Source organism: Stenotrophomonas sp. WED208, assembly GCF_040984485.1.
GTDB classification, from domain to species: domain Bacteria; phylum Pseudomonadota; class Gammaproteobacteria; order Xanthomonadales; family Xanthomonadaceae; genus Stenotrophomonas; species Stenotrophomonas riyadhensis.
Genome location: NZ_JAZARB010000001.1, coordinates 1903977 through 1927859, shown reverse-complemented (window position 1 = coordinate 1927859; position 23883 = coordinate 1903977). Strand labels below are relative to the sequence as shown.

At 68.0% G+C, this 23883-nt stretch carries 22 protein-coding genes; 11 read left to right on the top strand and 11 right to left on the bottom strand.

The features are described 5' to 3' along the window. The first annotated feature begins 1 nt into the window (after position 1). From VPH47_RS08580 to VPH47_RS08555, 6 genes are all read left to right on the top strand, one after another. Positions 2-958 carry a type II secretion system F family protein gene (locus VPH47_RS08580; RefSeq protein WP_110712601.1) on the top strand — a complete coding sequence of 319 codons (957 nt, stop codon included), beginning with the start codon at positions 2-4 and terminating at the stop codon, positions 956-958. A gap of 28 nt (positions 959-986) precedes the next feature. Next, the gene (locus VPH47_RS08575) at positions 987-1922 is read left to right on the top strand and encodes a type II secretion system F family protein (protein WP_110712602.1); all 936 of its coding nucleotides are present in this window, start codon (positions 987-989) and stop codon (positions 1920-1922) included. Continuing rightward, the gene (locus tag VPH47_RS08570; RefSeq protein ID WP_110712603.1) at positions 1922-2800 is read left to right on the top strand and encodes a Flp pilus assembly protein TadD; all 879 of its coding nucleotides are present in this window, start codon (positions 1922-1924) and stop codon (positions 2798-2800) included. Before VPH47_RS08575 ends, VPH47_RS08570 begins: the two co-directional genes overlap by 1 nt. Further along, entirely contained in the window at positions 2797-3252 is a 456-nt protein-coding gene (locus tag VPH47_RS08565) for a DUF3613 domain-containing protein (protein ID WP_312590824.1), read from the top strand. Before VPH47_RS08570 ends, VPH47_RS08565 begins: the two co-directional genes overlap by 4 nt. A gap of 8 nt (positions 3253-3260) precedes the next feature. Continuing rightward, the gene (locus tag VPH47_RS08560; RefSeq protein WP_368850514.1) at positions 3261-5414 is read left to right on the top strand and encodes a TadG family pilus assembly protein; all 2154 of its coding nucleotides are present in this window, start codon (positions 3261-3263) and stop codon (positions 5412-5414) included. 99 nt (positions 5415-5513) lie between these two features. Further along, positions 5514-6227, top strand: a complete 714-nt coding sequence (locus tag VPH47_RS08555; RefSeq protein ID WP_153855561.1) for a DUF2968 domain-containing protein — start codon at positions 5514-5516, stop codon at positions 6225-6227. 69 nt (positions 6228-6296) lie between these two features. On the opposite strand, the gene VPH47_RS08550 is transcribed toward VPH47_RS08555, so the two are convergent. Then, positions 6297-6692 (bottom strand): hypothetical protein, encoded by a 396-nt coding sequence (locus VPH47_RS08550; protein ID WP_153855562.1) that lies wholly within the window; start codon positions 6690-6692, stop codon positions 6297-6299. Between the two features lie 186 nt (positions 6693-6878). Here VPH47_RS08550 and VPH47_RS08545 point away from each other — a divergent pair, with 186 nt between their 5' ends. Beyond that, entirely contained in the window at positions 6879-7703 is an 825-nt protein-coding gene (locus VPH47_RS08545) for an alpha/beta fold hydrolase (RefSeq protein ID WP_368850513.1), read from the top strand. A gap of 123 nt (positions 7704-7826) precedes the next feature. Here the strand turns inward: VPH47_RS08545 and VPH47_RS08540 are convergent, their stop codons facing one another. The 7 genes from VPH47_RS08540 to VPH47_RS08510 form a co-directional block, all read right to left on the bottom strand. After that, a complete protein-coding gene (locus VPH47_RS08540; RefSeq protein WP_110712609.1) occupies positions 7827-9476 on the bottom strand; it encodes an MFS transporter in 1650 nt (549 codons plus the stop codon). Beyond that, positions 9470-10753, bottom strand: a complete 1284-nt coding sequence (locus VPH47_RS08535) for an alginate export family protein (protein ID WP_368850512.1) — start codon at positions 10751-10753, stop codon at positions 9470-9472. Before VPH47_RS08535 ends, VPH47_RS08540 begins: the two co-directional genes overlap by 7 nt. After that, the gene (locus tag VPH47_RS08530; RefSeq protein WP_368851574.1) at positions 10732-12579 is read right to left on the bottom strand and encodes an amidohydrolase; all 1848 of its coding nucleotides are present in this window, start codon (positions 12577-12579) and stop codon (positions 10732-10734) included. The genes VPH47_RS08535 and VPH47_RS08530 overlap by 22 nt, the downstream gene beginning before the upstream one ends. A gap of 119 nt (positions 12580-12698) precedes the next feature. Then, the gene (locus VPH47_RS08525; RefSeq protein WP_049398467.1) at positions 12699-13124 is read right to left on the bottom strand and encodes a DoxX family protein; all 426 of its coding nucleotides are present in this window, start codon (positions 13122-13124) and stop codon (positions 12699-12701) included. 2 nt (positions 13125-13126) lie between these two features. Next, complete coding sequence (locus tag VPH47_RS08520; protein WP_110712612.1) at positions 13127-13783, bottom strand: hydrolase; 657 nt, start codon at positions 13781-13783, stop codon at positions 13127-13129. Continuing rightward, positions 13780-14196: a helix-turn-helix transcriptional regulator gene (locus VPH47_RS08515; protein ID WP_368850511.1), complete on the bottom strand. Its 417-nt coding sequence runs from the start codon at positions 14194-14196 to the stop codon at positions 13780-13782. The genes VPH47_RS08520 and VPH47_RS08515 overlap by 4 nt, the downstream gene beginning before the upstream one ends. Before the next feature lie 77 nt (positions 14197-14273). After that, positions 14274-14609, bottom strand: a complete 336-nt coding sequence (locus tag VPH47_RS08510) for a hypothetical protein (RefSeq protein ID WP_110712614.1) — start codon at positions 14607-14609, stop codon at positions 14274-14276. A gap of 96 nt (positions 14610-14705) precedes the next feature. Here VPH47_RS08510 and VPH47_RS08505 point away from each other — a divergent pair, with 96 nt between their 5' ends. Both VPH47_RS08505 and VPH47_RS08500 read left to right on the top strand, forming a co-directional pair. Then, positions 14706-17735, top strand: coding sequence for a triple tyrosine motif-containing protein (locus VPH47_RS08505; RefSeq protein WP_368850510.1), 3030 nt, complete (start codon positions 14706-14708; stop codon positions 17733-17735). Next, the gene (locus VPH47_RS08500; RefSeq protein ID WP_153855567.1) at positions 17728-18381 is read left to right on the top strand and encodes a response regulator transcription factor; all 654 of its coding nucleotides are present in this window, start codon (positions 17728-17730) and stop codon (positions 18379-18381) included. The genes VPH47_RS08505 and VPH47_RS08500 overlap by 8 nt, the downstream gene beginning before the upstream one ends. Positions 18382-18678: 297 nt before the next feature. On the opposite strand, the gene VPH47_RS08495 is transcribed toward VPH47_RS08500, so the two are convergent. Next, complete coding sequence (locus tag VPH47_RS08495; protein WP_368850509.1) at positions 18679-20136, bottom strand: amidohydrolase family protein; 1458 nt, start codon at positions 20134-20136, stop codon at positions 18679-18681. A gap of 52 nt (positions 20137-20188) precedes the next feature. After that, positions 20189-20890, bottom strand: a complete 702-nt coding sequence (locus VPH47_RS08490) for an ankyrin repeat domain-containing protein (RefSeq protein WP_368850508.1) — start codon at positions 20888-20890, stop codon at positions 20189-20191. A gap of 122 nt (positions 20891-21012) precedes the next feature. Between VPH47_RS08490 and VPH47_RS08485 the strand changes: the two genes are divergently transcribed. Next, the gene (locus VPH47_RS08485; protein ID WP_110712619.1) at positions 21013-21894 is read left to right on the top strand and encodes a LysR substrate-binding domain-containing protein; all 882 of its coding nucleotides are present in this window, start codon (positions 21013-21015) and stop codon (positions 21892-21894) included. Positions 21895-22067: 173 nt separating this feature from the next. Further along, positions 22068-22505 carry a DUF3806 domain-containing protein gene (locus tag VPH47_RS08480; RefSeq protein ID WP_153855570.1) on the top strand — a complete coding sequence of 146 codons (438 nt, stop codon included), beginning with the start codon at positions 22068-22070 and terminating at the stop codon, positions 22503-22505. 49 nt (positions 22506-22554) lie between these two features. Here the strand turns inward: VPH47_RS08480 and VPH47_RS08475 are convergent, their stop codons facing one another. Continuing rightward, positions 22555-23715 (bottom strand): amidohydrolase family protein, encoded by a 1161-nt coding sequence (locus tag VPH47_RS08475; RefSeq protein WP_368850507.1) that lies wholly within the window; start codon positions 23713-23715, stop codon positions 22555-22557. Between the last annotated feature and the right edge of the window lie 168 nt (positions 23716-23883).

Genomic DNA, 23883 nt, shown 5'->3' with positions numbered 1-23883 from the left:
CATGGGCACCGGCCTGCTGCTGGGCGTGTTGAGCATCATTTCGGTGCTGGTGGCGCTGGCGGTCTGGCTGTGGGGCACGGCCAGCAGCCGCGAACAGCGCCAGGCCTCGATGCAGCACGCCGAGCAGCAGCTGGCGCGTGGCAGTGCCGGCGGCGGGGTACCTGCCGGACCGTCCGTCACCGCGGCCAACGATCCTGCGCGACCCGCCGGCAGCGGGCGACGCGTGCTGCCACTGGACGGCCTGCTGCAGCGCGCAGGCCTGCAGACGGGTTGGAAGCTGCCGATCATGCTGCTGGTACCCGGCCTGGTGCTTGCGGTGGTGGCAACACTGCGGCTCGGCACCGCATGGATGTTCCCGCTGACCCTGCTGCTGTACCTGCTGGGCTGCTGGCTGTGGGTGATGCGGCGGACCACGAAACTGCGTGCGCAACTGCTGCACCAGTTGCCGGACTTCCTCGACAACCTGGTGCGGCTGACCGCACTGGGCAACAGCCTGCAGGCCGCGTTCCAGGTTGCGTCGATGCAGACCAGCGCGCCGCTGCGCGGCCTGCTGGACACCACGGTGCGCTTCGCGCGCAGTGGCATGGAGCTGGACCGCGCGCTCGCACAGGCCGCCCATCCCTATCGCATGGATGTGCTGAAGGTGCTGTCGGTAGTGATCGGTGTCAGCGTGCGCATCGGTGGCCGCTCCGACCAGATCCTCCAGCGCATGGGCGATTTCATGCGCGACCTGGAGCAGGCCCAGCAGGAGCTTTCAGCGACGACTTCGGAGACGCGCATGTCGGCCTGGGTGCTGGGCCTGCTGCCACCGGCCTGCGCCGTACTGATGGCGATCGCCAGCCCGGACTTCTTCCAGCCGGTGCTGCACGACCCACTCGGTCACAAGATCCTGTTGATTGCCTTGGGCATGGAGCTGGCCGGTGGCTTCCTGCTGTATCGCCTGGCCAAGTCGCTATGAACGACCACCACTCCCCTGGAGAAGACCGATGAGCGCCAGCGCCTGGTTCGCCCTCTCCCTTCTGGTACTGGCCGCCGGCGTCGCCCTGCTCGGTATCGGCGGCTGGATACGCAGCCATCGTGAGCAGCGTACAACGGCCACGCTGAAGACGGCCCTGCAGCCGCGCGAAGAGTCCCGTGACACCGAAGCTGCACGGCGCGATTCGCTGGGCTGGCTGGAACGCTTCGGCCGCGCCCTCAGTGGCGGTCGCCTGGAAACGGCATTGCTGGCCAATGAAGACCGCCTGCTGTTGGATCTGGCCGGGTGGAACACCCGCCGTGGTACCGCCATCTACCTCGGCCTGCGCCTGCTGCTGGCCGTGCTGGTGCTGGTGCTGGCGTTGACGTTCAGCAGCGTCACGGGGTGGGCCAGGATCATGATGATGATTGGTGCGCTCGCCGCGGGCCTGCTGCTGCCCAAGTTCATTCTCTCCTCCTGGGTAAAGCGGCGCCGGCGTGCGGTCGACAACGAGCTGCCGCTGCTGATCGACCTGCTGCGCCTGCTGCAGGGCGTGGGCTTCAGCATGGACCAGAGCCTGCAGACGCTGGGCGACAAGCTGCGCGATGCGCTGCCGGTACTCGGCACCGAGCTGCAGGAGGCCAACGTCGCCTACACCCATGGCCGCACGCGCGCGCAGTCGTTGCGGCGCCTGAGCGAAGTCTATGCCGACGATGACCTGACCAGCCTGATGCAGCTGATCCTGCAGGTGCACGCGCATGGCGGCGCGGTGCAGGAGCCGCTGCGGCAGTTCAGCATCCGGCTGCGCGAACAGCGTCGCAACACACTGAAGGAAAAGGTCGGCAAGCTCTCGGTGAAGATGACCGTGGTGATGATGCTGACTCTGCTGCCAGCGCTGATGCTGGTCCTTGCCGGCCCGGCGCTGGTCGCGCTGGCCACCACCATGTCCAAGATGGGATCGCCCTGATGCCTGCCCTGCGCACCTCCTGCCTGCTGCTTGTGCTCGCCGCCGCTGCCAGCGGCTGCGCGTCGACGACGCCGAAGTACCTGCGTGCACCCAGCCTGGCCGCACCCGAACCGGCGCCGCAGGACAGCCGCAACGCCTACCTGGAACTGATCGGGCGCATGCAGCTGCAGGGCGCCTGGTATGCCTCGCTGGCCCACGTGGACGCTTTCCGCCAGCGCTACGGCGATCCGCCGGCGCTGCGCCTGCTGCAGGCCGATGCGCTGCGCGAAACCGGCCAGGCCGACGCAGCGATCGCCCTGTACCGCGATCTTTCCAGTGGCCCCCAGGCCGCCGCGGCCGCACACGGGCTTGGCCTGATCGCCGCGCGCCGTGATGACGATGCCGGCAGTGAACAGGCGCTGGCCCGTGCCACGCAACTGCAACCGCTGAACACCGACTACCTGGGCGACCTCGGCTACGCGCGCCTGCGGGCCGGCCAGTTCGAACAGGCGCGGGAGCCGTTGGCCAAGGCGCTGGAACTGTCCCCGGGCAACGCCAAGGCCACCGCCAACCTCGCCCTGTGGGCCGTGCTGCGCGGCGATACCGCCACCGCCGAGCGCCTGGCCCAGCAGGCCAACCTCAACGAGGACACACGGCGCAGCATCCAGCAGCAGGCCGCGCAGATCCGCACCCGCCTGCAGCAGCGCCAGGCCACAACCGCAGCCTCGGCAACCGCCCCGCCACCGCCGCGTGCCGTCGCCAGCAGTACTGCAGGCAACACACGACTGGCCGTCGAGCCGCGCCGCGAGACCCGCGATGAGCGCGATCCGCAGCGCCTGCCGCCTTCGATGCTGGAACGCTTCAGCACCTCTGATCACCCGAACGGGAACACACCATGACCGCAACGCTCCTGACCCGACGCCTGTTGCCAGTGCTGGCCTGCCTGTTGATTGCAGGCACCGCGCAGGCGCAGCAACAGCCGTTGACCGGGCAGATGCTCGGCGGCAGCAGCCCCGCACCGGCCTCGCAACCGTTGCAGTCCGAGGCGCTGACGACTGTGGACCTGTCCGCGCCAGCCCCGCCGGCACCTGCCGCGATGCCGGCGGCGATCGCCGCCACTGATGCCGCCGCACCGGTGGTCCGCCCTGCACGCAGCCAGATCGGCGATACCGCCCGCAGCCTGTTCCGCCTGCAGGCATCGGGCCAGCAGGCCGGCCAGCGCCTGCCGATCCTCGGCGACCAGGCCACGTTGAGCTATGCCCGCTACATCAAGAGTTTCGAACACGAGATCCCGGACTTCTTTGAAACCGATGTCGCCAAGTCCAAGGGAACATCCTCATCCGGACGCTGAGGTAGGCCATGAAACGCCCACGCCAGTTCAGTTTCAACCGCCCGCGCGGTGGCATGTCGGTCACCATGATGCTGGTCATGCTGGCATTGCTGGCAATGCTGGGCCTGATCGAGATCGGCTACCTGTTCTGGGCCAAGCGTGACGCGCAGAAGGTCGCCGACCTGGCCGCGCTGGCCGGTGCGCAACGACTGGAGCTGTGCACCTCGGACAACAGCGACAACAGCGCAGCACGGCAGAGTGCAGTCACCCAGAACAAGTTCCCGGGCACCCTGCAGATCCGCTGCGGCAACTGGAGCGCCACACGCGCCACCACGAACCGCTTCATCACCAGCGTCGACGCCGCCAATCCGCGCAATGCGGTGCAGGTGGTCGCGCAGCGCAGCGTGCTGCCGTTCTTCGGCCAGAACACCAGCCTGCCCACCGTCAGCGTGCAGGCGGTAGCCCGACGTTCCGAACCGACTGCGGTATTCGCGGTCGGTTCGCAGCTGCTGCGCACCAATGGCGACTCGGTACTGCTGTCGACCCTGCGCCTGGTCGGCCTGGATGTCACCAACGCCACCGTGCTCTCCTATGACGGTCTGGCCCAGGCCAACATCACCCCGTCGGGCCTGCTCAAGGCGTTGAACATCCCGGTCACCGCCAATCTCAGCGTGGCCGACTTCAATCGCCTGCTGTCGGTCAACAAGATCTCGCTGGCGCAGCTGGTCGATGCCACGGCCACCGTGGTCGGCCGCGATACCACCGTGGGCGTGCAGCTGCGCGCCCTGTCCGACCTGGTCGCCACCCAGCTGGACATCAACAAGCTCAACATCGTGCTGGGCAGCCAGTCCGGCGGCGGTGGCCTGTTCGCGGAGGTTGTCTCACCCGATGGCACCGTCGGCAGCGCGCTGGAAACGAAGGTCAACGTGCTCAACCTGATCAGTACCGCCATCTCCATCGCCAACGATGGCAATGGCGTGGCGGTGAAGGGACTGGATCTGCTGGGCATCAACATCCAGGCCGGCGTGGTGGAGCCGCCCTCGATCGCCATCGGCGGCGTCGGCACGCGCGCGTACAACGCCCAGGTGCGGCTGATGGTAGACGTGGACAGCAATAACCTGTTCGCGGTGGGCCCGCTGCTGAATCTGCTCGGCACGCGCCTGCACCTGCCATTGCATGTCGATGTCGCCAATGCGATGGGCACGCTGACCGGCATCCAATGCGGCGCCAGCCCACAGAAGGCCACCATCCAGGTCGATTCGTCGGTGCTGCGCGCCTGTGTCGGCAATGTCGACCCGGCGCAACGCTTCTCCAAGAGCAATGTCTGCGACGCCACCCTGAAGAACGAGCAGTTGCTGAAGCTGCTCGGACAACCCTTGATCAATGACAAGATCACCCTGCCCGCCCTGACCAGCTCGCAGAAGCTGACTCTGGCCGCCGGCGAGACTGCATCGACCCGGATCAACCCGCTGGCAGTAGGCAACGCGGTGTCGGATCTGGTCAATGAACTGCTGCGGGTGCTGTCGGGCATGCTCAGCTCGCCCAAACAGGGCATGAGCGCCAACGACACGGCCAAGGCACTGGCCGACCGCTACCTGCAGGCGGCCTTTCCGCCCAACACGCGCTATGACGTCAACAAGCTGATTCCGCTGCTGCGCGATGGCGACCCCAGCCGGCAGCTGGCGCCGCTGAACAGCTGGAACGTACCCGGTGGCCTGCCCTACGCCTGCGGCCTGCTGAACCTGGTCACCTGCCACAAGGACGGGCCGGTCTGGGATGCGTTCAATGTCACCGTCACCGGCCAGGGCCTTGGCGTGCTCGACGGGCTGCTCGGCTCACTGGTCGGCGGCCTGCTGATCAACCGCTGCGACAGCCTGCTCGGCAACCTGATCGACTACAACGGCTGCGTGCGCAACAACCTGGCCTCGTACATCCAGACCGCACCGGCCGGCTTCCTCGATGGTGCCGGAGGAACAGGTGTCACCAACCCCGATGGCAGTGTCAGCTGCAGCGGGCTGCTGTGTACGCTGCTGAAGCCGATCCTGGCCGCGCTGCGCCCGGTCCTCAACAGTGTCGGCACCCTGCTGACCAACCTGCTGGCTAGCGTGCTGGGGCTGGAACTGGGGCGAACCGATGTCAACGTGCAATCGATCCAGTGCAGCGCCGCGCAGCTGGTCTATTGACCCGTGACGGGCGCCCTTGGCGGCGCCCGCGCCCATGCTAGACTCCCGGCGGGGAACCACCTTCATCTCAACCCACACTCATCCGTGGATGGTCTAGACATGCGAGAAACTTCAGGGGGCGCGGTCTTCGCCCGGCACGCGCGCGGCGCGGCACTGCTGGCCGTGGCCATGATGCTGGTGGCACCGGCGGCGATGGCTGCACGTGGCGACCGCGACGCTGCCGCCGAGCCGGCCACGCGCAGCGCGCCGGTGGTGCGCAACACCGTTGACGAGCTCAAGCAGCTGATGGATGCGCGCCAGCTGACCGAGCTGCGCACCACCTATAACGGCAACTACGGCGCCAGCCTGCTGTTCAACGCCAACACCCTGACCTACTACGTCGCGCTGTTCCAGGAGAAGAACTTCTGGCGGGTGATCAAGACCGACGCGGTGGACAACGCCGAACGTGTCTACCGCACCTTCGCGCAGCAGTCCGAGCAGCTGGCCCAGGTCTACATCGACACCACCCGCCTGGAAGCCGGCAAGCGCTACACCGAGCGCCTGGTGGCCTACAACGAAGAACGCCTGCGCACCCTGCAGCAGGAAATGGAACAGCAGCAGGCGCAGTCGGCGCAGGTCAGCGCCGCCCTGCAGCAGGCCCAGCAGCAGGCCGTGAGCCTCAGCACCGATGTGCAGAGCACCAACAGCCAGCTGGACGCCCTGCAACGCCGCATCCAGATCCTGCAGGCCGAACAGGGCAACCCGGAGCTGAGCCTGCCCAAGCCGGACAGCGTGCCCTCGCCGGCACCCGCCGCCGCCAGCGACGGTCGCTGAAGGCCAGCGCCCAGTAGTCCCGCACGACGGCGCCCCAGGGCGCCGTTGTCGTTTCCAGCATTACGGGATTCAGCGGCACGCGTCGTACACCGCGTCATCGAGCTGCCGACGCTGTACGAAGTCCAGGCGCTTGGCCTTGGCCAGCACCTTCCCGCGCTGCTGCCGCGCACGCTCACAGGCGCCGGGATCCGCGCTGATGGGTATCAGCGCGGCCCGTGCCCGTCCCACCCGCGCGGCACGAGGTCGAGCCGGAACCGCACTGGCCGTCCTGGCTGCCTCTGGCACCGGTCCACGCGACAGCGACGCCTCCGCCGGCACCTCCCAACGCCATTCCGCACGTCCCTGGCAGGGCGTCTGCTGGTACACCGCATGCGGTCCATCCACGCACTTGTAGACATTGCTCTGTGCCTGCGCTGCCGTGGCCAGCAGCAGGCACAACAGCGGGCTGCATCGCAGTCTCGGCATCGCGGGCTCCTCGACCAGGCTGCCGCCATCGTCGGCGCGGTGGCCGCTTCATGCCAGAGCGATATACGTCACAGCCCGGGCAATCCAGCACAGCCGTGCAAGCCGTCCGATGTGCGCTGCGATGTACTGCCGAAGGCACTGGCACCGCTGCCAGTACCTTCCCTCCCTTCCGCCAAGGAACCTGCAATGAGCAATTACGTCACCGTCGCCGATGGCGCCCGCATTTTCTACAAGGATTGGGGCAACGGCCAGCCGATCGTGTTCGCGCACGGCTGGCCACTGTCCTCTGATGCCTGGGACCCGCAGATGCTGTTCATGGGCCAGAACGGCTTCCGCGTGATCGCCCACGACCGTCGCAGCCACGGCCGTTCCAGCCAGACCTGGGACGGCAACAACATGGACACCTACGCCGACGACCTCGCTGCGGTCATCGAGACGCTGGACCTGAAGGACGCGATCCTGGTCGGCCATTCCACCGGTGGTGGCGAAGTGGCCCACTACATCGGCCGCCACGGCAGCAAGCGCGTGGCCAAGGTGGTGCTGGTCGGCGCCGTGCCGCCGCTGATGCTGAAGACCGACACCAATCCGGCCGGTACCCCGCTGGACGTCTTCGACGGCATCCGCAGGGGCACCGGCGGTGACCGCTCGCAGTTCTTCAAGGATCTGACCACGCCGTTCTTCGGCGCCAACCGCGACGGCAACAGCGTTACCCAGGGCATGCGTGATTCGTTCTGGCTGCAGGGCATGCTCGGCGGCGTCAAGGGCCAGTACGACTGCGTGCACGAATTCTCGGAGGTGGACTACACCGAGGATCTGAAGAAGATCGATGTGCCCGCGCTGGTGGTGCATGGCGATGACGACCAGATCGTGCCATTCGATGCCTCGGCCAAGCTGTCCTCGCAGATCATCAAGGACGCCGAACTGAAGGTGTACGCCGGAGCGCCGCACGGCCTGACCGTCACCCACGCCGACCGGTTCAACGCCGACCTGCTGGCGTTCGCACGCAGCTGATGTGCCGCGGCGGCGCCGTAATGGTGCCGCCGCCCCTTCGGTAGTGCCGGCCGCTGGCCGGCAACCCGATCATCCATCGCGATCCAGCGCAGCCGGCCAGCGGCCGGCTCTACCACGAGAACGTCAGATATCGCTGTGGTGGTGCGGGACACCGGTTTTCGGCAGCGGGTCATGCCCACCCACGAAGTGGCGCACCACCGGCGCACGTTCGCCACGATGCAGCCCGCGCAGCACTTCCTGGATCGCCTTGTCATCGGCTGTGATGCGTTCGTGCTGGCGCAGATGTTCCAGCCACGACGGGGTCACGAAATACTCCAGGTGGATGCCCGGGCTGGCCACGTCCTCCACCACACCCCAGACCACAGCGCCATCGCGGCGACGGATCGTGCCCAGTGCGCGCATCTGCGCCTGGAACGCGGCGCGATCAGCATCGTCAATGCGGTACTCGATGGTCACCAGCACCGGGCCGCGATCGTTGGATACCGGCACCGACAGTTCCGGTGCCGGCCAGTGTCCTGCCGGGCGCAGGTTCAGGTCTTCAGTACCGGCAATGCGCACGCGCCACACCAGCAATCCGCCGATCACCGCACCCGCGGCAGCCACCAGCAAGGCCAGCTCCGGCGAGGTGCGCTGCGCCAGTGCACCCCAGCTCAGGCCACCCGCCGCCATGCCAGCGGAAAACACCATGATGTACAGCGCCAGTGCACGCGCCCGTACCCACGCTGGCACTGCGGTCTGCGCGGCAATCTGCAGCGACGACAGCACGGTGATCCAGGCAAACCCATTGATCAGCATCACCAATGGCAGCACGTACCAGCTGCGGGTCAGCGCCAGCCCGACCAGGCTGAGCGCCAGCGACAGGGTGGCCAGCAGCACCAGCAGGTCACGGTCCATCTGCGCACGCAGCTTCGGCAGCAGCAACGCACCACCCACTGCACCGATCCCGATGCAGCCGAGCAGCATGCCGTACTGCCCCGCCCCACCCTGCATCTGGCCGCGCACCACCACCGGCAGCAGTGCATTCATTGCCGCAGCAAAGAAGAAGAAGCCGACCGACTTGATCAACACCGCCTGCAACCGTCCGGCACGGCTGGCATAGCGCAGGCCCGCCTTCAGGCCGGCACCGAAGCCTTCCGGCGGCAGGCTGGACTGCTTCGGGTCGCGCTTCCAGCCCCACACCACGAACAGCATCGCGGCGAAGGTGATGGCGTTGAAGCCGAACGCCCAGACCGCACCGAGCTGGGCGACGATCACGCCGCCGATGGCCGGGCCGATCGAGCGGGCGATGTTGATGCCGATCGAGTTCAGCGCCACTGCTGAAGCCAGCATCGGCTGCGGCACCAGTTCGGACACGATCGCCGCCTGTGCCGGCATCGCCATCGCCGCACCGCAGCCCATGCAGAAGGTCAGCAGCACCAGCAGTTGCGGGGTCAGCATGTCCATCGCGGTCAGTGCCGCCATCACCGCCGCGACCAGCAGCATCCAGCCCTGGGTGGCCAGCAGGTACCTGCGGCGGTCGACGATGTCGGCCAGGGTTCCGGCGGCCAGTGCCAGCAGCACGATCGGCACCGTGGTGGCCGATTGCACCAGGGCCACCATCAACGGCGAACCGGTACGCTCGGCCATCACCCAGGCGGCGGCCACGTCATTGACCCAGGTGCCGATGTTGCTGGCCAGGATCGCCAGCCAGATCGAGCGGAACATCCGGATTTTCAGCGGGGACCAGGCGCCTGCGGCCTGTGCGGAAGGTTGCGACGCGGTTGCGTTCACCATTGCCATGCTCCAACGATCGAGGCGAACAACGTGTCCTGGCCTCCGGCCTGCTTCAGCGCAGGACCGGCGTCGACCCAGGCCAGCTGCAGCTGCCATTGCCAGTGTTCGCCGGCCTGCCAGCGGGTTTCGGATTTGTACTGATTACCGATGCGGCGCGCGCCACCGGCGCTGCCCGGCAAGGCCACCAGCGGTGCCGGCGTGGTGTAGACCGCATCGGCGCGCCGATGCTTCCACGCCATCTGTACGCCCAGCTCCGTCGTCACCGCGTCGTGCAGGCGCAGGGTCAGGGTCGGCTGGATGTCCATCAGGTTGGCCGGGGCCAGCAGGCTGGCCTCGCTGAAATAGGCCGACTTCGGGAACAAGGCGTTGAAGGTTCCCAGCCGGCCGTCATGCAGGTTGCCATCGCCACTGGCGATGTCGGCCTTCAGCCCCAGCCGCGGCTGCAGCGGCAGGTTGGTCCAGCGCCACCCCGTATCGGTCGCCAGCGTCCAGGCGCGGATATCGAGCGTGCCGGCGGTCGTCCGCAGTTCACCGCCCTGCGCCACCAGCTCACTGTTCCAGTCCAGTACACCGGCCTGGCCGAACCAGCGCGTGCCCAGAGTGTGCCGACGTTCGGTACCGCTGCCTGCGGCGAAGCGCGCGCCGTCGCGGCGGTAGTCCAGCAGGTACATATCCCACTGTCCCGCACCCTGTCCACGTGCCGTGGTGGCATAGGCACCCCACAGGTGGGCGCCGTGTTCGCCGCGATCATCGAAGGCGCCCGGCCGGTTCTCCACCGGACGCAGCGCCATCAGATCCAACGTGCCGAAGCGGCCTTTCCAGCCTGCACGTGCACCGTCGAACGCCAGGCGGATGTTCGGCCCATCGCGCACCGACAGCAGCCGTGAGCTGCCATAGCCGGCTTCCTGCCGGCCCAGCTGCAGATGGAACGCGCCCTGCTGCCAGCGCCAATACGCCTGCTGCACATCCAGCGCGCTGCGGTCGGTACGGCCAGGGCCACCGGCCTTGCCACTTTCACCATGCACACCCAGCTGCAGCTTCGCCTGCCAGGTCTCTTCCACATAGGTGGCCGAGGCCAGCGCGCGCAGCAGGCCATAGCCATCCTCGCCACCGCCAATGCCGAACCGGCTCGGGTCGTAGTACAGCCCACGCACGCGCAGCGACGCCTCCCATTGCAGTTGGCCGTCGCCCGCGTCGCTGCAGCGGCCGCCGTCGCAGGCCTGCACCAGCGAGGGTGCGGCCAGCAGCGCCAGGCTCAGAACGCGAAGCACGAGCATCCCATCGCGCCCCAGAACGCGGTCAGGTCGTCGGTGGGTGCAGCATGCCGGGCCGCATGGCCGTGCGCGCCGTGGGTGCTGCAGGCCACACCGTGATGGTGATGGTGCGCGGCGGCCAATCCGGTGGCGGTACCGCCGACGTGGTAGCCACCGAACCTGTTGACCGGCGACCAGGTGGGCATCGCCGGCGGCAGCTGCGGCGCAAGCCCGGCATAGTCGGCGTCGGCATGCACGATGCGGCCACCGACCACGGTCAACACGCTGGTGATGTCGGCGATCTGCGCATCATCCACGCGGAAGAAATCGGCCGAGAGCAGGATGAAGTCGGCCAGCTGGCCGGCCTTCAGCGTGCCCTTGACCGCCTCGTCGCCGGAGAACCAGGCGCTGCCCTGGGTCCACAGGCGCAGCGCCTGCTCGCGTTCGAGCAGGTTCTCATCGCCATACAGGGCCAGCCCGCCCACGGTGCGTCCGGTCACCAGCCAGGACAACGCCACCCAGGGGTTGTAGCTGGCCACGCGGGTGGCGTCGGTACCGGCACCGACCGGCACGCCTTCGGCCAGCATGCGCTTGACCGGCGGTGTATGCCGCGCGGCCTGCACGCCGTAGCGCTCGACGAAGGCCTCGCCCTGGTAGGCCATGCGGTGCTGCACGGCGATGCCGCCGCCCAGCGCGCGGATGCGCTCGATGTTGCGCGGCGTGATCGTCTCAGCATGGTCGATGAACCAGTGCAGGCCATCGAACGGCACCTCGCGGTTGACCTGTTCGTACACATCGAGGATGCGGGTGATGCTCTCGTCGTACGTCGCATGGATGCGGAACGGCCAACGCTTCTCGACCAGCAGCTTCACCACATCGTGCAGTTCCGGCTCCAGCTCCGGCGGCAGTTCCGGGCGCGGCTCGTTGAACAACTCGAAGTCGGCCGCGGAGAACACCAGCATCTCGCCGGCACCGTTGTGGCGCAGCAGGTCATCACCCTGCCGCGGCTGCAGCATCTCGCTCCATCCGCGGAAGTCATCCACTTCCTTGCCCTTGTTCTGGGTGAACAGGTTGTAGGCGATGCGCACGGTCAGCTGGTCATCGCGGTGCAGCTGCTCGATGACCTGGTAGTCCTCGGGGTAGTTCTGGAAACCACCGCCGGCGTCGATCACCGAGGTGATGCCGAGCCGGTTCAGTTCGCGCATGAAGTGGCGCGTCGAATTGGCCTGGTACTCGATCGGCAGCTTCGGACCCTTGGCCAGGGTCGCGTACAGGATCAGCGCGTTGGGCTTGGCCAGCAGCAGCCCGGTCGGGTTGCCGAGCGAATCACGCACGATCTGCCCGCCCGGCGGATCCGGCGTGTCCTTGGTATAGCCGCAGGCGCGCAACGCGGCGCGGTTGAGCAGCGCCCGGTCGTACAGGTGCAGCAGGAATACCGGCGTATCCGGCGCGATGTCGTTGAGCTCCTGCAGCGTGGGCAGGCGCTTCTCGTTGAACTGGGTGGCGGTGAAGCCACCGACCACGCGCACCCACTGCGGTGCAGGCGTGCGGTCGACCTGCGCCTTCAGCATGTCCATGGCATCACCCAGCGAACGCAGGCCGTCCCAGCGCAGTTCCAGGTTGTAGTTCAGGCCACCACGTATCAGGTGGGTATGGCTGTCGTTGAGGCCAGGCAGCAGGCGCCGGCCCTGGGCGTCGATCAGGGTCGCTTCATTGCCCCAGCCACGCATGATCTCCTCGTCGCTGCCGACGGCAACGATGCGCCCTTCCTGCACGGCCAGCGCCTGTGCATGCGGCTGCTGTGGGTCAAGGGTGGTGATGCGGGCATTGCGGATGACCAGCGTGCTCATGCGACGCTCCTTGGAAGTGGAATCGAGTGCGGCACCGGCACGGCCGGCCAGGCCCAGCGCCACCGCGGCGCTGCCGGCCAGCACCACGTTGCGGCGGCCGTGATCGAGTGGATCGTGACTCATGCGAGGTCTCCCGGAAGGCGTTGGCCGTCCAGTGCCCAGGCGCCGGGCCCGGTCAGCGCGAGGGCCAGCAGTACCGTGGTCCACATCAACGGGTACTCGCTGCCGCCGCGCATCCAGAACCAGCCCTTGGGCAGGGCCAACAGTACGGTGAAGCCGATGAAGGCCGCCGCTGCAAGCGCGGCGACGCGGGTCTGCCAGCCCAGCAGCACGGCCAGCCCTGACAGCACCTGCAGCAGGGCCAGCAGCAGCGGCAGCGGTGCCACCGCTGGCAGGCCGAAGCCGCGCAGTTCGGTGGCGAAGCCGGCCAGCCCGGGGCCACCGAACCAGCCGAACAGCTTGCCCAGCGCGTGTGGCAGCAGGAATCCCCCGGCTGCCACGCGCAGCATCAGCAGGGCCAGGTCGAGGCCATGGCCAGCCAGCATGCTCAGTGCCCGCCTTCCTGCGCGCCGAACATGCGCTTGGCGTACTGGATGCCGATGCCATAGCCACCGGCGTGGTCGCGGGCGATGCCGGTGGTCAGGTCGTAGGTCTCACCACGCGCCCAGTCACGCTGCAGCTCCAACAGGTACTGCACGCTGGTCATCGGCACCGCACCGGCCTGCACCATGCGGGTGATCGCACGCTCGTGTGCTTCTTCGCTGACATCGCCGCAGGCATCGGTGATCACGTAGACCTCGAAACCCTGCGCCAGCGCCGACAGCGCCGGGCCGACGATGCAGACGCTGGTCCACAGGCCGGCAAGGACCAGGCGACGCTTGCCGATGCGGTTGATCTCATCGATCACCGGCTGGTCTTCCCAGGTGTTCATCGAGGTGCGGTCGAACACCGGCTGGCCCGGGAAGATCTCCGGCAGTTCCGGGAACATCGGGCCGGAGAACGACGCTTCGGCAACGGTGGTCAGCAGCACCGGCACGTTGAAGCCCTTGGCGCCCTTGCTGATCAGCGACACGTTGTTGCGCAGCGCGGAGATGTCGATGGTGTGGGTAGCGAATGCCATCTGCGACTGGAAGTCGATCAGCACCAGGGCATGGTCGGTAGGCGACAGCAGGGCCGGGGCGGGTGTGGCGGTGGCAAGGCTCATGGATGGACTCCGTTGGAAACACGATCAGGGGGCAACAACAGGGCGGCATCACCGGCCAGGTACTGGCCGGGGCTGCAGCCGGTCTCGGCGCGGAAGCTGCGGACGAAATGGCTCTGGTCGAAGAAGCCCAGCTGCTGCGCCAGGCAGGACATCGGCAGCTGCGCGACCGGCAACAACTGGCGCGCACGTTCGATGCGGCGACGGCGCACGTAGCGCAGCGGGCTTGCACCGGTGCCGCTGCGGAACAGGCGCACCAGATGGAAACGGCTGACACAGGCGGCCTGCGCCAGTTCGGTCACCCGCAACGGTTGTGACAGATGCTCGTCGACGTAGCGCAGGGCGCGCTGCAATGCCGCCGCCTGGTGCGGGGCCAGCGATGCAGCAGGCGAAGCCGACGGGGAAACAGTGGCCATGTGGGGCGCCGCGAAGGGGTGGCCCATGGTGCGTGTACGCCGGGCGATGCCCTACCCCCGTCGGTCGAGGCCAGCACCTACCCGAATGGGGGAGGCCGATGGCCGAGCCGGCGACGACCGAACAGCCGCGCATCCAGTGAATAGGCACCCGGGCCCAGCGCCAGCAAGGCCAGCGGCAACACCACCAGTGGCCACGGCAGTGCCTGTGCATACAGGCCCAGTGTTGCCGGCAGTACCGCCAGCGGCGTCAGTACGCCCAGCGCGAGCATTGCCACCGCCAGCAGGCACAGCGCCGACAGCCAGCCCGCGGCGTGCGTGCCCGGCGTGCACAACGCAGCAGCCACGCACAGCCGCAGCCACAGCAGGCCGATGCCCGGCCCGCGGTCGGGGAACATCACGAACAGGCGCTGCATGGCCGGGCTCCGCAGGATATGCCGGCGTGATAGCCGACCACGGCACCAGGCGCCTACCCCGATCGGGTCACCCGGAGCTGCCCCGCACCTGCCAGAATGCGCGCCATGCATGGCCGCCCCTTCTCGTTCCTGCGCCGCCTGCCGGCGCTGCTGACATGCCTGCTGCTGTGGACCGCCCTGCCCGCCCTTGCTGTGCAGCGACCGGCCGTGAGCAGCGGGTTGCCCGGCTACGAGCACACCGCGTGGCGGGTCGGCCAGGGTGCACCCGGTGACATCTGGGACATCAGCCAGGACCGTGACGGCCTGTTGTGGCTGGCCACCGGTTCGGGCCTGTACCGTTTCGATGGACGCCGCTTCGAACGGCAGGCGCCACCGGCTGGCACCCGCTACCCGTCCACCAACATGGTCACGTTGGAACACAGCGCCGATGGCGCACTGTGGATCGGCTACTTCCAGGCAGGCATCAGCCAGTTCGCGCGCGGCCAGCTGTACAACTACGGCCGCGGCCAGGGTGTGCCGGTTGGCGTGGTCCCGCACTTCAGCCAGGACCGCGACGGCCGGATGTGGGCGGCCATCAATGGAGGGCTGCGCGAGTTCGATGGCCAGCGCTGGCAGCCGCTGCCCGCGGGCACGGGGGTGCCGGAACACCGCGTGCAATGGGTGCTGCACGACAGCCGCGGCACCTTCTGGGTACTGGCCGACCTCAGGATCTGGATGCGCCCTGCAGGCCAGCCGCGTTTCGAGGACACCGGCATCGCCGTATCCCAGATGGCGACGCTGACCGAGAGCCCGCAGGGCGAAGTCTGGCTGGCCGACCGTGTGCGCGGCACCTCGCCGCTGGCCAACGCGCAGGGCCTGCTGCCGGACAGCGAACGCGAGGCGCGACGCCTGCCGGACCTGGTCGCCGCACGCCTGCAGTTCACTGCCGACGGCGCGTTATGGGCCACGATGAGCCCGCATGGCGGTGTCGCCCGGATCACCTTCGACGGCAGCCGCGCCGTGCGCATGGAGCGTTTCGATTCGCCGCACGGGCTGACCGCCACCTCGGCCGTGCCGATCATCGCCGACCGCGAAGGCAATCTCTGGGTTGGCACCAATCTCGGCCTCAACCGCTTCCGCGCGCGCAGCGTGCACACGCTGGCGGTCGGCCCCAGTGATCCCTATCGCTCGCTGGTGCGGGCCAGCGATGGGCGTGTGTACGGCTACGGCGAGGACCTCAAGCCGTACGACCTGCGCCGGCCACTGCTGGAAGGCAGCGCCGCACAACTGCAGGCGGCCGCGCGCCTGGCGCCCACGCCGATCTGGCAGTTCGACTGGGTCAACCTGGCACGCACGGTGGCTGGCCACACCACGCTGATTCCGCTGCCCGAGCCCTTCACCGGGCAACCGCTGCATGCCCTGCTGTTCGCCGATGACGACCAGGCCTGGGTCTGCACCGGTGAACGTGGCGTGCTGCATTATCTGCACGGCCAGTGGCAGCGCGAAACGCGCCTGCCCGAACAGGCCTGCTCATCACTGGCGCTGGATGCCAATGGCCAGCTGCTGCTCGGCTATGCCGACGGCCGGCTGCGCAGCATGGGCGCGACCCGCATCGAAACCTTCGACGCCAACCACGGGCTGTCGGTCGGCCCGGTCACCGCACTGCTACACCACGAGGATCTTTTGCTGGTGGCCGGTGAGGCCGGGCTGGCCGCCCGCATCGGCAATGGCCGCTTCATGCCGGTCAACACCGACATGGCCGGCGTGCTGGAGGGCATCACCGGCATGGTTGCCGATGCGCACGGTCACCAGTGGCTCAATGGCAGTCGTGGCCTGGTCCGGCTGGGGAGCGATCAGCTGCGACGGGCGCTGCGTACCGGGCAGCCGGTGACGCCACGCCTGTTCGATGCGGTGGATGGCATGCCGGGCATCGCCCTGCAGAGCGGGCCGATCGCCACCGCCGCGCTGGCCGATGACGGACTGCTGTGGCTGGCCACCAACCAGGGCCTGGCCTGGCTGGATACCACGCGCTCGCACATCAACACCATGGCGCCCAGCGTGCGCATCGGCGAAGTGCTGTACGGCAGCGCACACGAGCCCCTGCGTGACGGCCTGCGCCTGCCGGCCGGCACCAGCCAGCTGCAGATCGACTACGTGGCGCTGTCGCTGGCACGTCCGGAGCGCAACCGCTACCGCTATCGCCTGTCCGGCGTTGACGACGGCTGGCAGGATGCCGGCAGCAGCACGCGGGCGTACTACACCAACCTCGCCCCCGGCAACTACCGGTTCGAGGTGGAAGCCGCCAACGAAGACGGTATCTGGAGCACTACGCCTGCCAGCCGCAGCTTCCGCATCGCGCCCACCTTCATGCAGACCGTGTGGTTCAAGCTGCTGTGCGCAGCCGCGATCCTCGCGCTGCTGGTGATGGCGGTGCGCATCCGCAGCGGGCAACTGGCGGCCTTGTTCCGCGCACGCCTGCAGGAGCGCAACGGCGAACGCGAACGCATTGCCCGCGACCTGCACGACACCCTGCTGCAGGGCAGCCAGGGCCTGATCCTGCGCCTGCACGCGATCAGCCAGTCGCCGCAGACCCCGGACACGGTGCGCGGCCAGCTGGAATCGGCGATGCAACTGGCCGAGCGCAACCTGGCCGAGGGCCGTGAGCGGGTCAACGCACTGCGTGATGGTCCCTTCGCCGGCCGTGACCTCGCTTCAGCGCTGGCCGATGTGCATGCCGAGTACGCCGGGCATGGCACCAATCCACTGCGCCTGACCGTGGAAGGCGCAACCCCACCACTGCAGGCCGATGCCGCCGAAGAAGTGTTCCTGATCGGACGCGAAGCCATCCGCAATGCGTTGCGCCATGCCAACGCCAGCGCCATCGAAGTGGAGCTGTCATACGGCACGCGGTGCTTCCTGCTGCACGTGCGCGATGATGGCGTCGGCATCACCGATGAAGACGCCGGCCACGGCCATTGGGGGCTGCAGGGCATGCGTGAACGTGCACAACGTCTTGGCGCCGAACTGCAGCTGTGGACCCGGCCCGGCCTGGGCACCGAAGTGGCGCTGGCGGTCCCGGCACGGCGCCTGTATCACCGCCGTCCATCGCGCTGGCGCTGGCCCTGGAGTAAAGCAAACCATGACTGAGTCCCCTGCCCCGATCGGCGTGCTGGTGGTCGACGACCATCCACTGCTGCGCGACGGCCTGGCCGCCCTGCTGGGCGCACAACCCGATCTGCGCCTGCTCGGCGAAGCCGCCGATGGCGAGGAAGCCATCGCCTGCTACCAGCGGCTGCAGCCCGACGTGGTGCTGATGGACCTGCAGATGCCACGGCTGGATGGCGTCGAAGCGATCGTACGGATCCGCGCGATGGACCCGCGCGCGCGCATCATCGTGCTGACCACCTACCGTGGTGACGTACGCGCGGTCCGCGCGCTGCAGGCCGGTGCCAGCGCCTACCTGCTGAAGGACATGCTGCGTCACGAACTGATCGACACCATCCGCATCGTCGCCGGTGGCCGGCGAGCACCGATTCCGCCAGCGGTGGCGGCGAGCATTGCGGCGCATGTCGTCGAGGATCGGCTGTCACCGCGTGAAACCGAGGTGCTGCGGCACGTCGCCAGCGGGCTGTCGAACAAGCGCATCGGCGAGCGCATGCAGATTTCCGAGCAGACGGTGAAAGCGCACATGAAGAGCCTGATGGACAAGCTCGGCGTGGGTGATCGCACGCACGCGGTCACCCAGGCGCTGCGGCGCGGGATCATCAGCCTGGACGACAGCGGTCACGATTAGGGGGTTGTTCGGCAGGGCCTGCGGCCCTGCACCCGCGGTAGTGCCGGCCGCTGGCCGGCAACCTCAACAGCAACGGCAAAAGCGGGATTGGGCGTCCTGCCCAACCCGGCCGAGGCATGCCTCGGGCCCATGCGGCTGACACCCCGCACTCCGACACCGCCCCACCTTCGACAGGTTCACGCGGCTGTTGGTAGGTGTCGACCTTGGTCGAGACGATAGATCCACGCCATGCGTGGTTTCCGTTCAAGGCCATAGGGTCGGATCCCTTCCCGCCGGGAAGGGCTCTGACCCTGTCGATCACTGCGTCTTCGCCGCCTCGACATTCCACGCTGCGACCTTGGCCTTGGTGTCGGCCAGCATCTTGTCCAGCGCGGCGCGGTCATACACGTTGCCGCGCAGGATCACGCTGTCGATCTTTTCGGTGGCAGCAATGTCCTGCAGCGGGTTGGCGGTCAGCAGCACCAGATCGGCGGCCTTGCCCTGTGCGACACCACCGTAACGGTCCATCTGGCCGAACCAGGCCGGGCCGGAACGGGTTGCGGCCGACAGCGCCTGCGGTGCGCTCAGGCCCTCCTTCACAAACAGCTGCAGCTCCTGGTGCAGGGCGATGCCCGGGAAGTTGAACGAGTTGAGGAAGCCCGCATCGGTACCGGCGATGATCGTCACACCGGCCTCCTGCAGCATCGGCAGCACCGCCGCGACCTGGTGGTACTGCGCGTGGCGCGCTTCGATCTGTGCCGGCGTGGCCTTGGCCGCGCGGTCCACGCGCCACTGGTAGGTCGCGCGCAGGCCAGGGCCGATGTAGGCCAGGTACGGATCGTTGGCGTGGTCATCCTGGTCAAGGAAATCGAGGATGCGGCCCCCATTGAGGGTCGGGGTCACGAATACACCGCGCTTGGCGAAATCGCGGTAGGCGTGCATCGCCGTGTCACGGTCGAAGCTGGCGTCGAGGCGCCGGTTGGCTTCGGCGCGGTCGATGCGACCGGCACCGAAGTCGGCGGCGATCTGCGCTTCGTCCTTGCTGCCGGCCTTGAATGCGTAATCCAGATGCTCGATCGAGGCCAGGCCGGCATCGACCGCCTGCTCCACGGTCAGTGCCATCGGAATATGCCCCGAGGCCTTGAAGCCGGCCTTGCGCGCAGCACTGGCCGAGTACAGGAACAGTTCCGGCTTCAGCGTGCTGTCGGTGATCTTCACGAAATCAACCTTGTCGCGCTGCAGGCGGGTGATCGCCTTGTCGGAGTCAGCCTCGCTCCCCACCTCGATCGTGCCCTTCCAGACCGGCTTGATGCCTTCGATCTTCGCGCCCGAACTGAGCAGGCGCGGACCAAACAGCGTGCCCTTTGCGATCTCGCCGCGCCACTGCAGCACCTGCTCGGGCAGGTCACCGGAACAGTCGCGCACGGTGGTGATGCCGTGCGCGATATATAGCGGCAGCAGCGCCTTGTTCTCTTCGATCAGCGCCGTGCCACCGCCGAAATGCACGTGCATGTCCCACAGGCCCGGGATCAGGTACTTGCCCTTGGCATCGATCTGGCGGGCAGCGCTCCACTGGCTGCGCATCGTGGCGTCCGGGCCGACGGCGACGATGTCCTCGCCACGGATCACCACGCTCTGCCCAGCCAGGGTGCTGGCGTGCTCGACATCGACCACGGTGGCATTGCGGATCAACAGGTCAGCGCGCTCGGCGGCCGAGGCCGACAGCGGGGCCACCGCAAGGAGGATGGCAAGGGACAACGGACGGGAACGGAACATGGACAGCATCCTGGTGGGCACGCGCAGCGTGCAGGGTGGAAGGGGACGGTCTTCAGCGTGCCGCGCCGTGCTGGCGCAGCAGGGTTTCAATTCCGGTATAGCCGCGCTGGCGCGCGTGCGCCAGCGGCGTCACGCCGTCGCCGTCGGCCAGTTCGGGGTCGGCGCCGGCCTCCAGCAGCAGCTGCACGATCTGCACGTGGCGCGCGCCGCCGTCGCCGAGCAGGATGGCCTCCAGCAGCGCGGTCCAGTGCAGGCGGTTGACATGGTCCACAGCGACGCCGGCACGCAGCAGCGTGCGCACGGTGGCGACGTGGCCGCGCTCGGCGGCGGGAATCAAGGCGGTGCCGCCGTAGCGGTTGGTGCTGCGCAGGTCGGCGCCATGCGCCAGGGTCATCGCCAGGATCTCGTCCAGGCCGCGCGCACCGGCGTACAGATAGGCGCTGTCCTGCAGCGCATCCTTGGCATTGACGTCGGCACCGGCTTCGATCAGTTCACGCGCGGCATCCACGTTGTTGCCGTGCGTGGCCAGCAGCAGCGCGGTGCGGCCCTGGCCATCGCGCGCCTCCAGATCGGCGCCGTCTTCCAGCGCTCCGCGCACCGCCTCGGCATCGCCGCGGGTGGCGGCATCGCGCAGGCACGCATCCGCGTCGGCTTTGGACGTTGCGGTGCAGGCCGGGGTGACCATGGCCAGCAGGCACAACAGCAACACGCGCGTGAACGGCGTGGGCCAGCGAAGGGAACGATGGACGCGCATGACGGTGTCTCCTCATGGCCGTCGCCACGGAACGCCGGGCGACGGTAGCAACGGCCAGGCATTGCCGGCCCCTGCCCTGCATGGTAGAAGTCGGCCTGGGCATCCAGAAGTGAAATGTTCAAATGCAAGACAGTGCCAAATCGAATAGAACCCTGTTCGAACTGGACCTGCTGCGGGCGCTGGTGATGGTGGCCGACTGCGGCAGCTTCACAACCGCGGCCACGCGCCTGCATTCGACCCAGTCCACGGTCAGCCAGAAGGTGCGCCGGCTGGAGGAGCTGGCCGGGCATCGCCTGCTCGAGCGCGGCCACCGCGACGTGCACCCCACCGACGCCGGTCATACCCTGCTCGGCTACGCGCGGCGCATGCTCGACCTGAACGAGGAAATGGCACAGGCACTGGCCGGCGCTACCGTGGAAACCGCGGTGCGCATCGGTGTCCCCGAGGACTTCGTCAACGCACAGACCACGCGCATGCTGGCCGCTTTCAGCCGCCGCCACCCACAGGTGAAACTGGAGATCAGCAGCGGTCTCAGCCGCGACCTGGCGCACGGCTTCGACCACGGCGAGCTGGATCTTGTGCTGGTCAAGCAACGCCGCAACACGCGCCAGGCGGTGCACTGCCGGCGCGAGCCGATGCACTGGATCGACAGCCTGCGCAGCAGCTGCCTGCAGCAGGACCCGTTGCCGCTGGTCACCTTTCCGCCGCGCGGGTTGTACCGCGACGAGATGATCCACGCCGTGGAGGCGCTGGGCCTGCGCTGGCGCATCGCCTTCACCAGTTCGTCGCTGAGTGGCATCCAGGGCGCGGTGGCCGATGGCATCGGCATCAGCCTGCTGCCGCGCCGCGCGGTCACCCGCGATCACCGCATCATCGATGGCGAGCGCGAGCTGCCGGTGATCGACAACTACGAGATCGGCCTGCTGCATCGCGCCGATGCCGATGATGCGGTGCGTGCGCTGGCCAGCGAGCTGTGGCGCCAGGTGCAGCGCGAACCGGACTGACCACCGCACCAGAGGTAGTGCCGGCCGCTGGCCGGCAACCTCGACAGCCACATTGTCCAGCGCGGGCATGGATCTCGCGCATTGATCATCGATATCTGATCAGACCTGCCGCACCAGAGCACTACATCGCCGGCTACAGTGCCTGTTGTTTCCGTGCTCCACGGCGCCTTGCCATGTCCGACGAAATCCCCGCCCGCTTCGATCCCCTGCCCGCTGCCCTGCAGACACATCTGCAGCACCAGCGTTCGCTGATCGCTGCGCGCGTGGCCGCCGGCTTTCCGACGCTACCGGTGCAGTGGCCGCTGCCGGCCGCCACGCTGCAGCGCGTGGTCGATGCCGAGCTGATCGACCGCAACGACTGCGATGGCTGGGAAGCACTGGGCGTGGCATTCGGCGATACCCTGGCCCAGCGCGTGCCGGGCCTGGCCTGGATGCAGGTCACCGATGCCTGGGGCATTGATGCGGTGCTGCGTTATGCCGACAGCAGCCTGCAGATCGGCGCCAGCACGCTGCTGCTCAAGCGCGTCGAGCAGGGCGAGGTCATCGACATCGCCCATCTGCTGGCGTGGCTGGAAGAGTTCGTCGCCACCCGCGCCGACGACTACGTCTGAAAGGCCGCCGAGCATGGCTCGGCGCTACACGGGTTGGCCCGGCGTGGATCTACAGCCAGCGACCGTCGACCACTACGCGTCGTTCCACCGGCACCCCGGCCACAGCGGCCGGACCGTGATCGGCACGCGCCGCCACGAAAGTGGCCGGATGCCCTTCCACAAGACCGTACTGCGGCAGCCCGATCACCTGCGCGGCCTGGGTGGTCACCATGTCCAGCGCCAGCATCAGGTCGGCATCGGTATGGAAACCGGAGCGGTAGCCCAGCAGCATCGCCCGCTGCAGCAGGTCGCCGTTGCCATATGGCCACCAGCAGTCACGGATGTTGTCGTTGCCGGCAAACACGCGCACGCCGGCATCATGCAGCGCGCGCAGCGGCGGGAACGGATGATCACCCGGCGCGTTGCTCATGATCGCCACACCCGCCGTGGCCAGTGCTTCGCCCACCTGCAGCGCGCGCGCCAGCGGCACGTCACCCAGCGAATAGGCATGGCTGACCGCCACCCGCCCCTGCAGACCTGCCGCCCGCGTACGAGCAGCGATGCGCAGCAGCTGGGCCAGGCCGGTTTCGCCGGGCTCATGCAGGTGAATGTCCAGCTGCACGCCATAGCGCTCGGCCAGGCCGAACAGCAGCGCCAGCTGGCCTTCGGCATCGCCATCGAGCGTGGTGGGGTCGATGCCACCGAGCACCTCCACGCCAGTGGCAAGCGCCTGCTCCAGTACGGCGGCGGTACCCGGGCAGGACATCACGCCGGCCTGCGGGAACGCCACCAGCTGGACATGCATGATGTCGGCACAGCGCAGTGCGGCCTCGCGCACCGCTTCCAGATGACGCAGGCCGGTGCTGCCATCGATGTCGACATGGCAGCGCATCGCCACGGTGCCAAAGCCGCTGCACTGGCGGATCAGCGCCTCGGCACGATCGACCATCGGCGCCGCAGCCGCCACTGCCGCCTTTTCCACCGCCAGCCGCTCACGCAGGCTGTTCACCGGCTGATGCGGGTGCCAACGGTCGCCGACGAAGCTCTTGTCGAGGTGAATGTGGCCATCGACCAGCCCGGGCAGCACCGCGAAGCCCTTCAGATCGACGCATTCCGCCTCATCGGCAGGCGCAGCATCGCCATTGAGCCCGCTGATGCGGCCATCACGGATATGGAAATGCAGCGGTGCGCCATCGCGGTCAACGCCACCGTGGACGAACTGCAGGGTCATCGGGAACTCCAGGAAAGCCAGGACTGGCGCCATCCTGCGCCTCGACACAACCATCGGCCAACGAAATATCTGGATGGCACGCATTCACCAGAGCGATGAATGCCCCTGCGACCGCCGGTCGCAGCGACACCGTGCACACCGCTGAACGGGTACCATAGGCGCCTGTTT

Coding starts and splice junctions, on each gene's coding strand:
- VPH47_RS08530 (WP_368851574.1), bottom strand. CDS start 12,579: ATGAGCACGCTGGTCATCCGCAATGCCCGCATCACCACCCTTGACCCA.
- VPH47_RS08570 (WP_110712603.1), top strand. CDS start 1,922: ATGCCTGCCCTGCGCACCTCCTGCCTGCTGCTTGTGCTCGCCGCCGCT.
- VPH47_RS08555 (WP_153855561.1), top strand. CDS start 5,514: ATGCGAGAAACTTCAGGGGGCGCGGTCTTCGCCCGGCACGCGCGCGGC.
- VPH47_RS08550 (WP_153855562.1), bottom strand. CDS start 6,692: ATGCCGAGACTGCGATGCAGCCCGCTGTTGTGCCTGCTGCTGGCCACG.
- VPH47_RS08485 (WP_110712619.1), top strand. CDS start 21,013: ATGCAAGACAGTGCCAAATCGAATAGAACCCTGTTCGAACTGGACCTG.
- VPH47_RS08545 (WP_368850513.1), top strand. CDS start 6,879: ATGAGCAATTACGTCACCGTCGCCGATGGCGCCCGCATTTTCTACAAG.
- VPH47_RS08520 (WP_110712612.1), bottom strand. CDS start 13,783: ATGAGCCTTGCCACCGCCACACCCGCCCCGGCCCTGCTGTCGCCTACC.
- VPH47_RS08540 (WP_110712609.1), bottom strand. CDS start 9,476: ATGGTGAACGCAACCGCGTCGCAACCTTCCGCACAGGCCGCAGGCGCC.
- VPH47_RS08525 (WP_049398467.1), bottom strand. CDS start 13,124: ATGCTGGCTGGCCATGGCCTCGACCTGGCCCTGCTGATGCTGCGCGTG.
- VPH47_RS08515 (WP_368850511.1), bottom strand. CDS start 14,196: ATGGCCACTGTTTCCCCGTCGGCTTCGCCTGCTGCATCGCTGGCCCCG.
- VPH47_RS08565 (WP_312590824.1), top strand. CDS start 2,797: ATGACCGCAACGCTCCTGACCCGACGCCTGTTGCCAGTGCTGGCCTGC.
- VPH47_RS08575 (WP_110712602.1), top strand. CDS start 987: ATGAGCGCCAGCGCCTGGTTCGCCCTCTCCCTTCTGGTACTGGCCGCC.
- VPH47_RS08560 (WP_368850514.1), top strand. CDS start 3,261: ATGAAACGCCCACGCCAGTTCAGTTTCAACCGCCCGCGCGGTGGCATG.
- VPH47_RS08535 (WP_368850512.1), bottom strand. CDS start 10,753: ATGCTCGTGCTTCGCGTTCTGAGCCTGGCGCTGCTGGCCGCACCCTCG.
- VPH47_RS08500 (WP_153855567.1), top strand. CDS start 17,728: ATGACTGAGTCCCCTGCCCCGATCGGCGTGCTGGTGGTCGACGACCAT.
- VPH47_RS08505 (WP_368850510.1), top strand. CDS start 14,706: ATGCGCGCCATGCATGGCCGCCCCTTCTCGTTCCTGCGCCGCCTGCCG.
- VPH47_RS08490 (WP_368850508.1), bottom strand. CDS start 20,890: ATGCGCGTCCATCGTTCCCTTCGCTGGCCCACGCCGTTCACGCGCGTG.
- VPH47_RS08510 (WP_110712614.1), bottom strand. CDS start 14,609: ATGCAGCGCCTGTTCGTGATGTTCCCCGACCGCGGGCCGGGCATCGGC.
- VPH47_RS08475 (WP_368850507.1), bottom strand. CDS start 23,715: ATGACCCTGCAGTTCGTCCACGGTGGCGTTGACCGCGATGGCGCACCG.
- VPH47_RS08480 (WP_153855570.1), top strand. CDS start 22,068: ATGTCCGACGAAATCCCCGCCCGCTTCGATCCCCTGCCCGCTGCCCTG.
- VPH47_RS08495 (WP_368850509.1), bottom strand. CDS start 20,136: ATGTTCCGTTCCCGTCCGTTGTCCCTTGCCATCCTCCTTGCGGTGGCC.
- VPH47_RS08580 (WP_110712601.1), top strand. CDS start 2: ATGGGCACCGGCCTGCTGCTGGGCGTGTTGAGCATCATTTCGGTGCTG.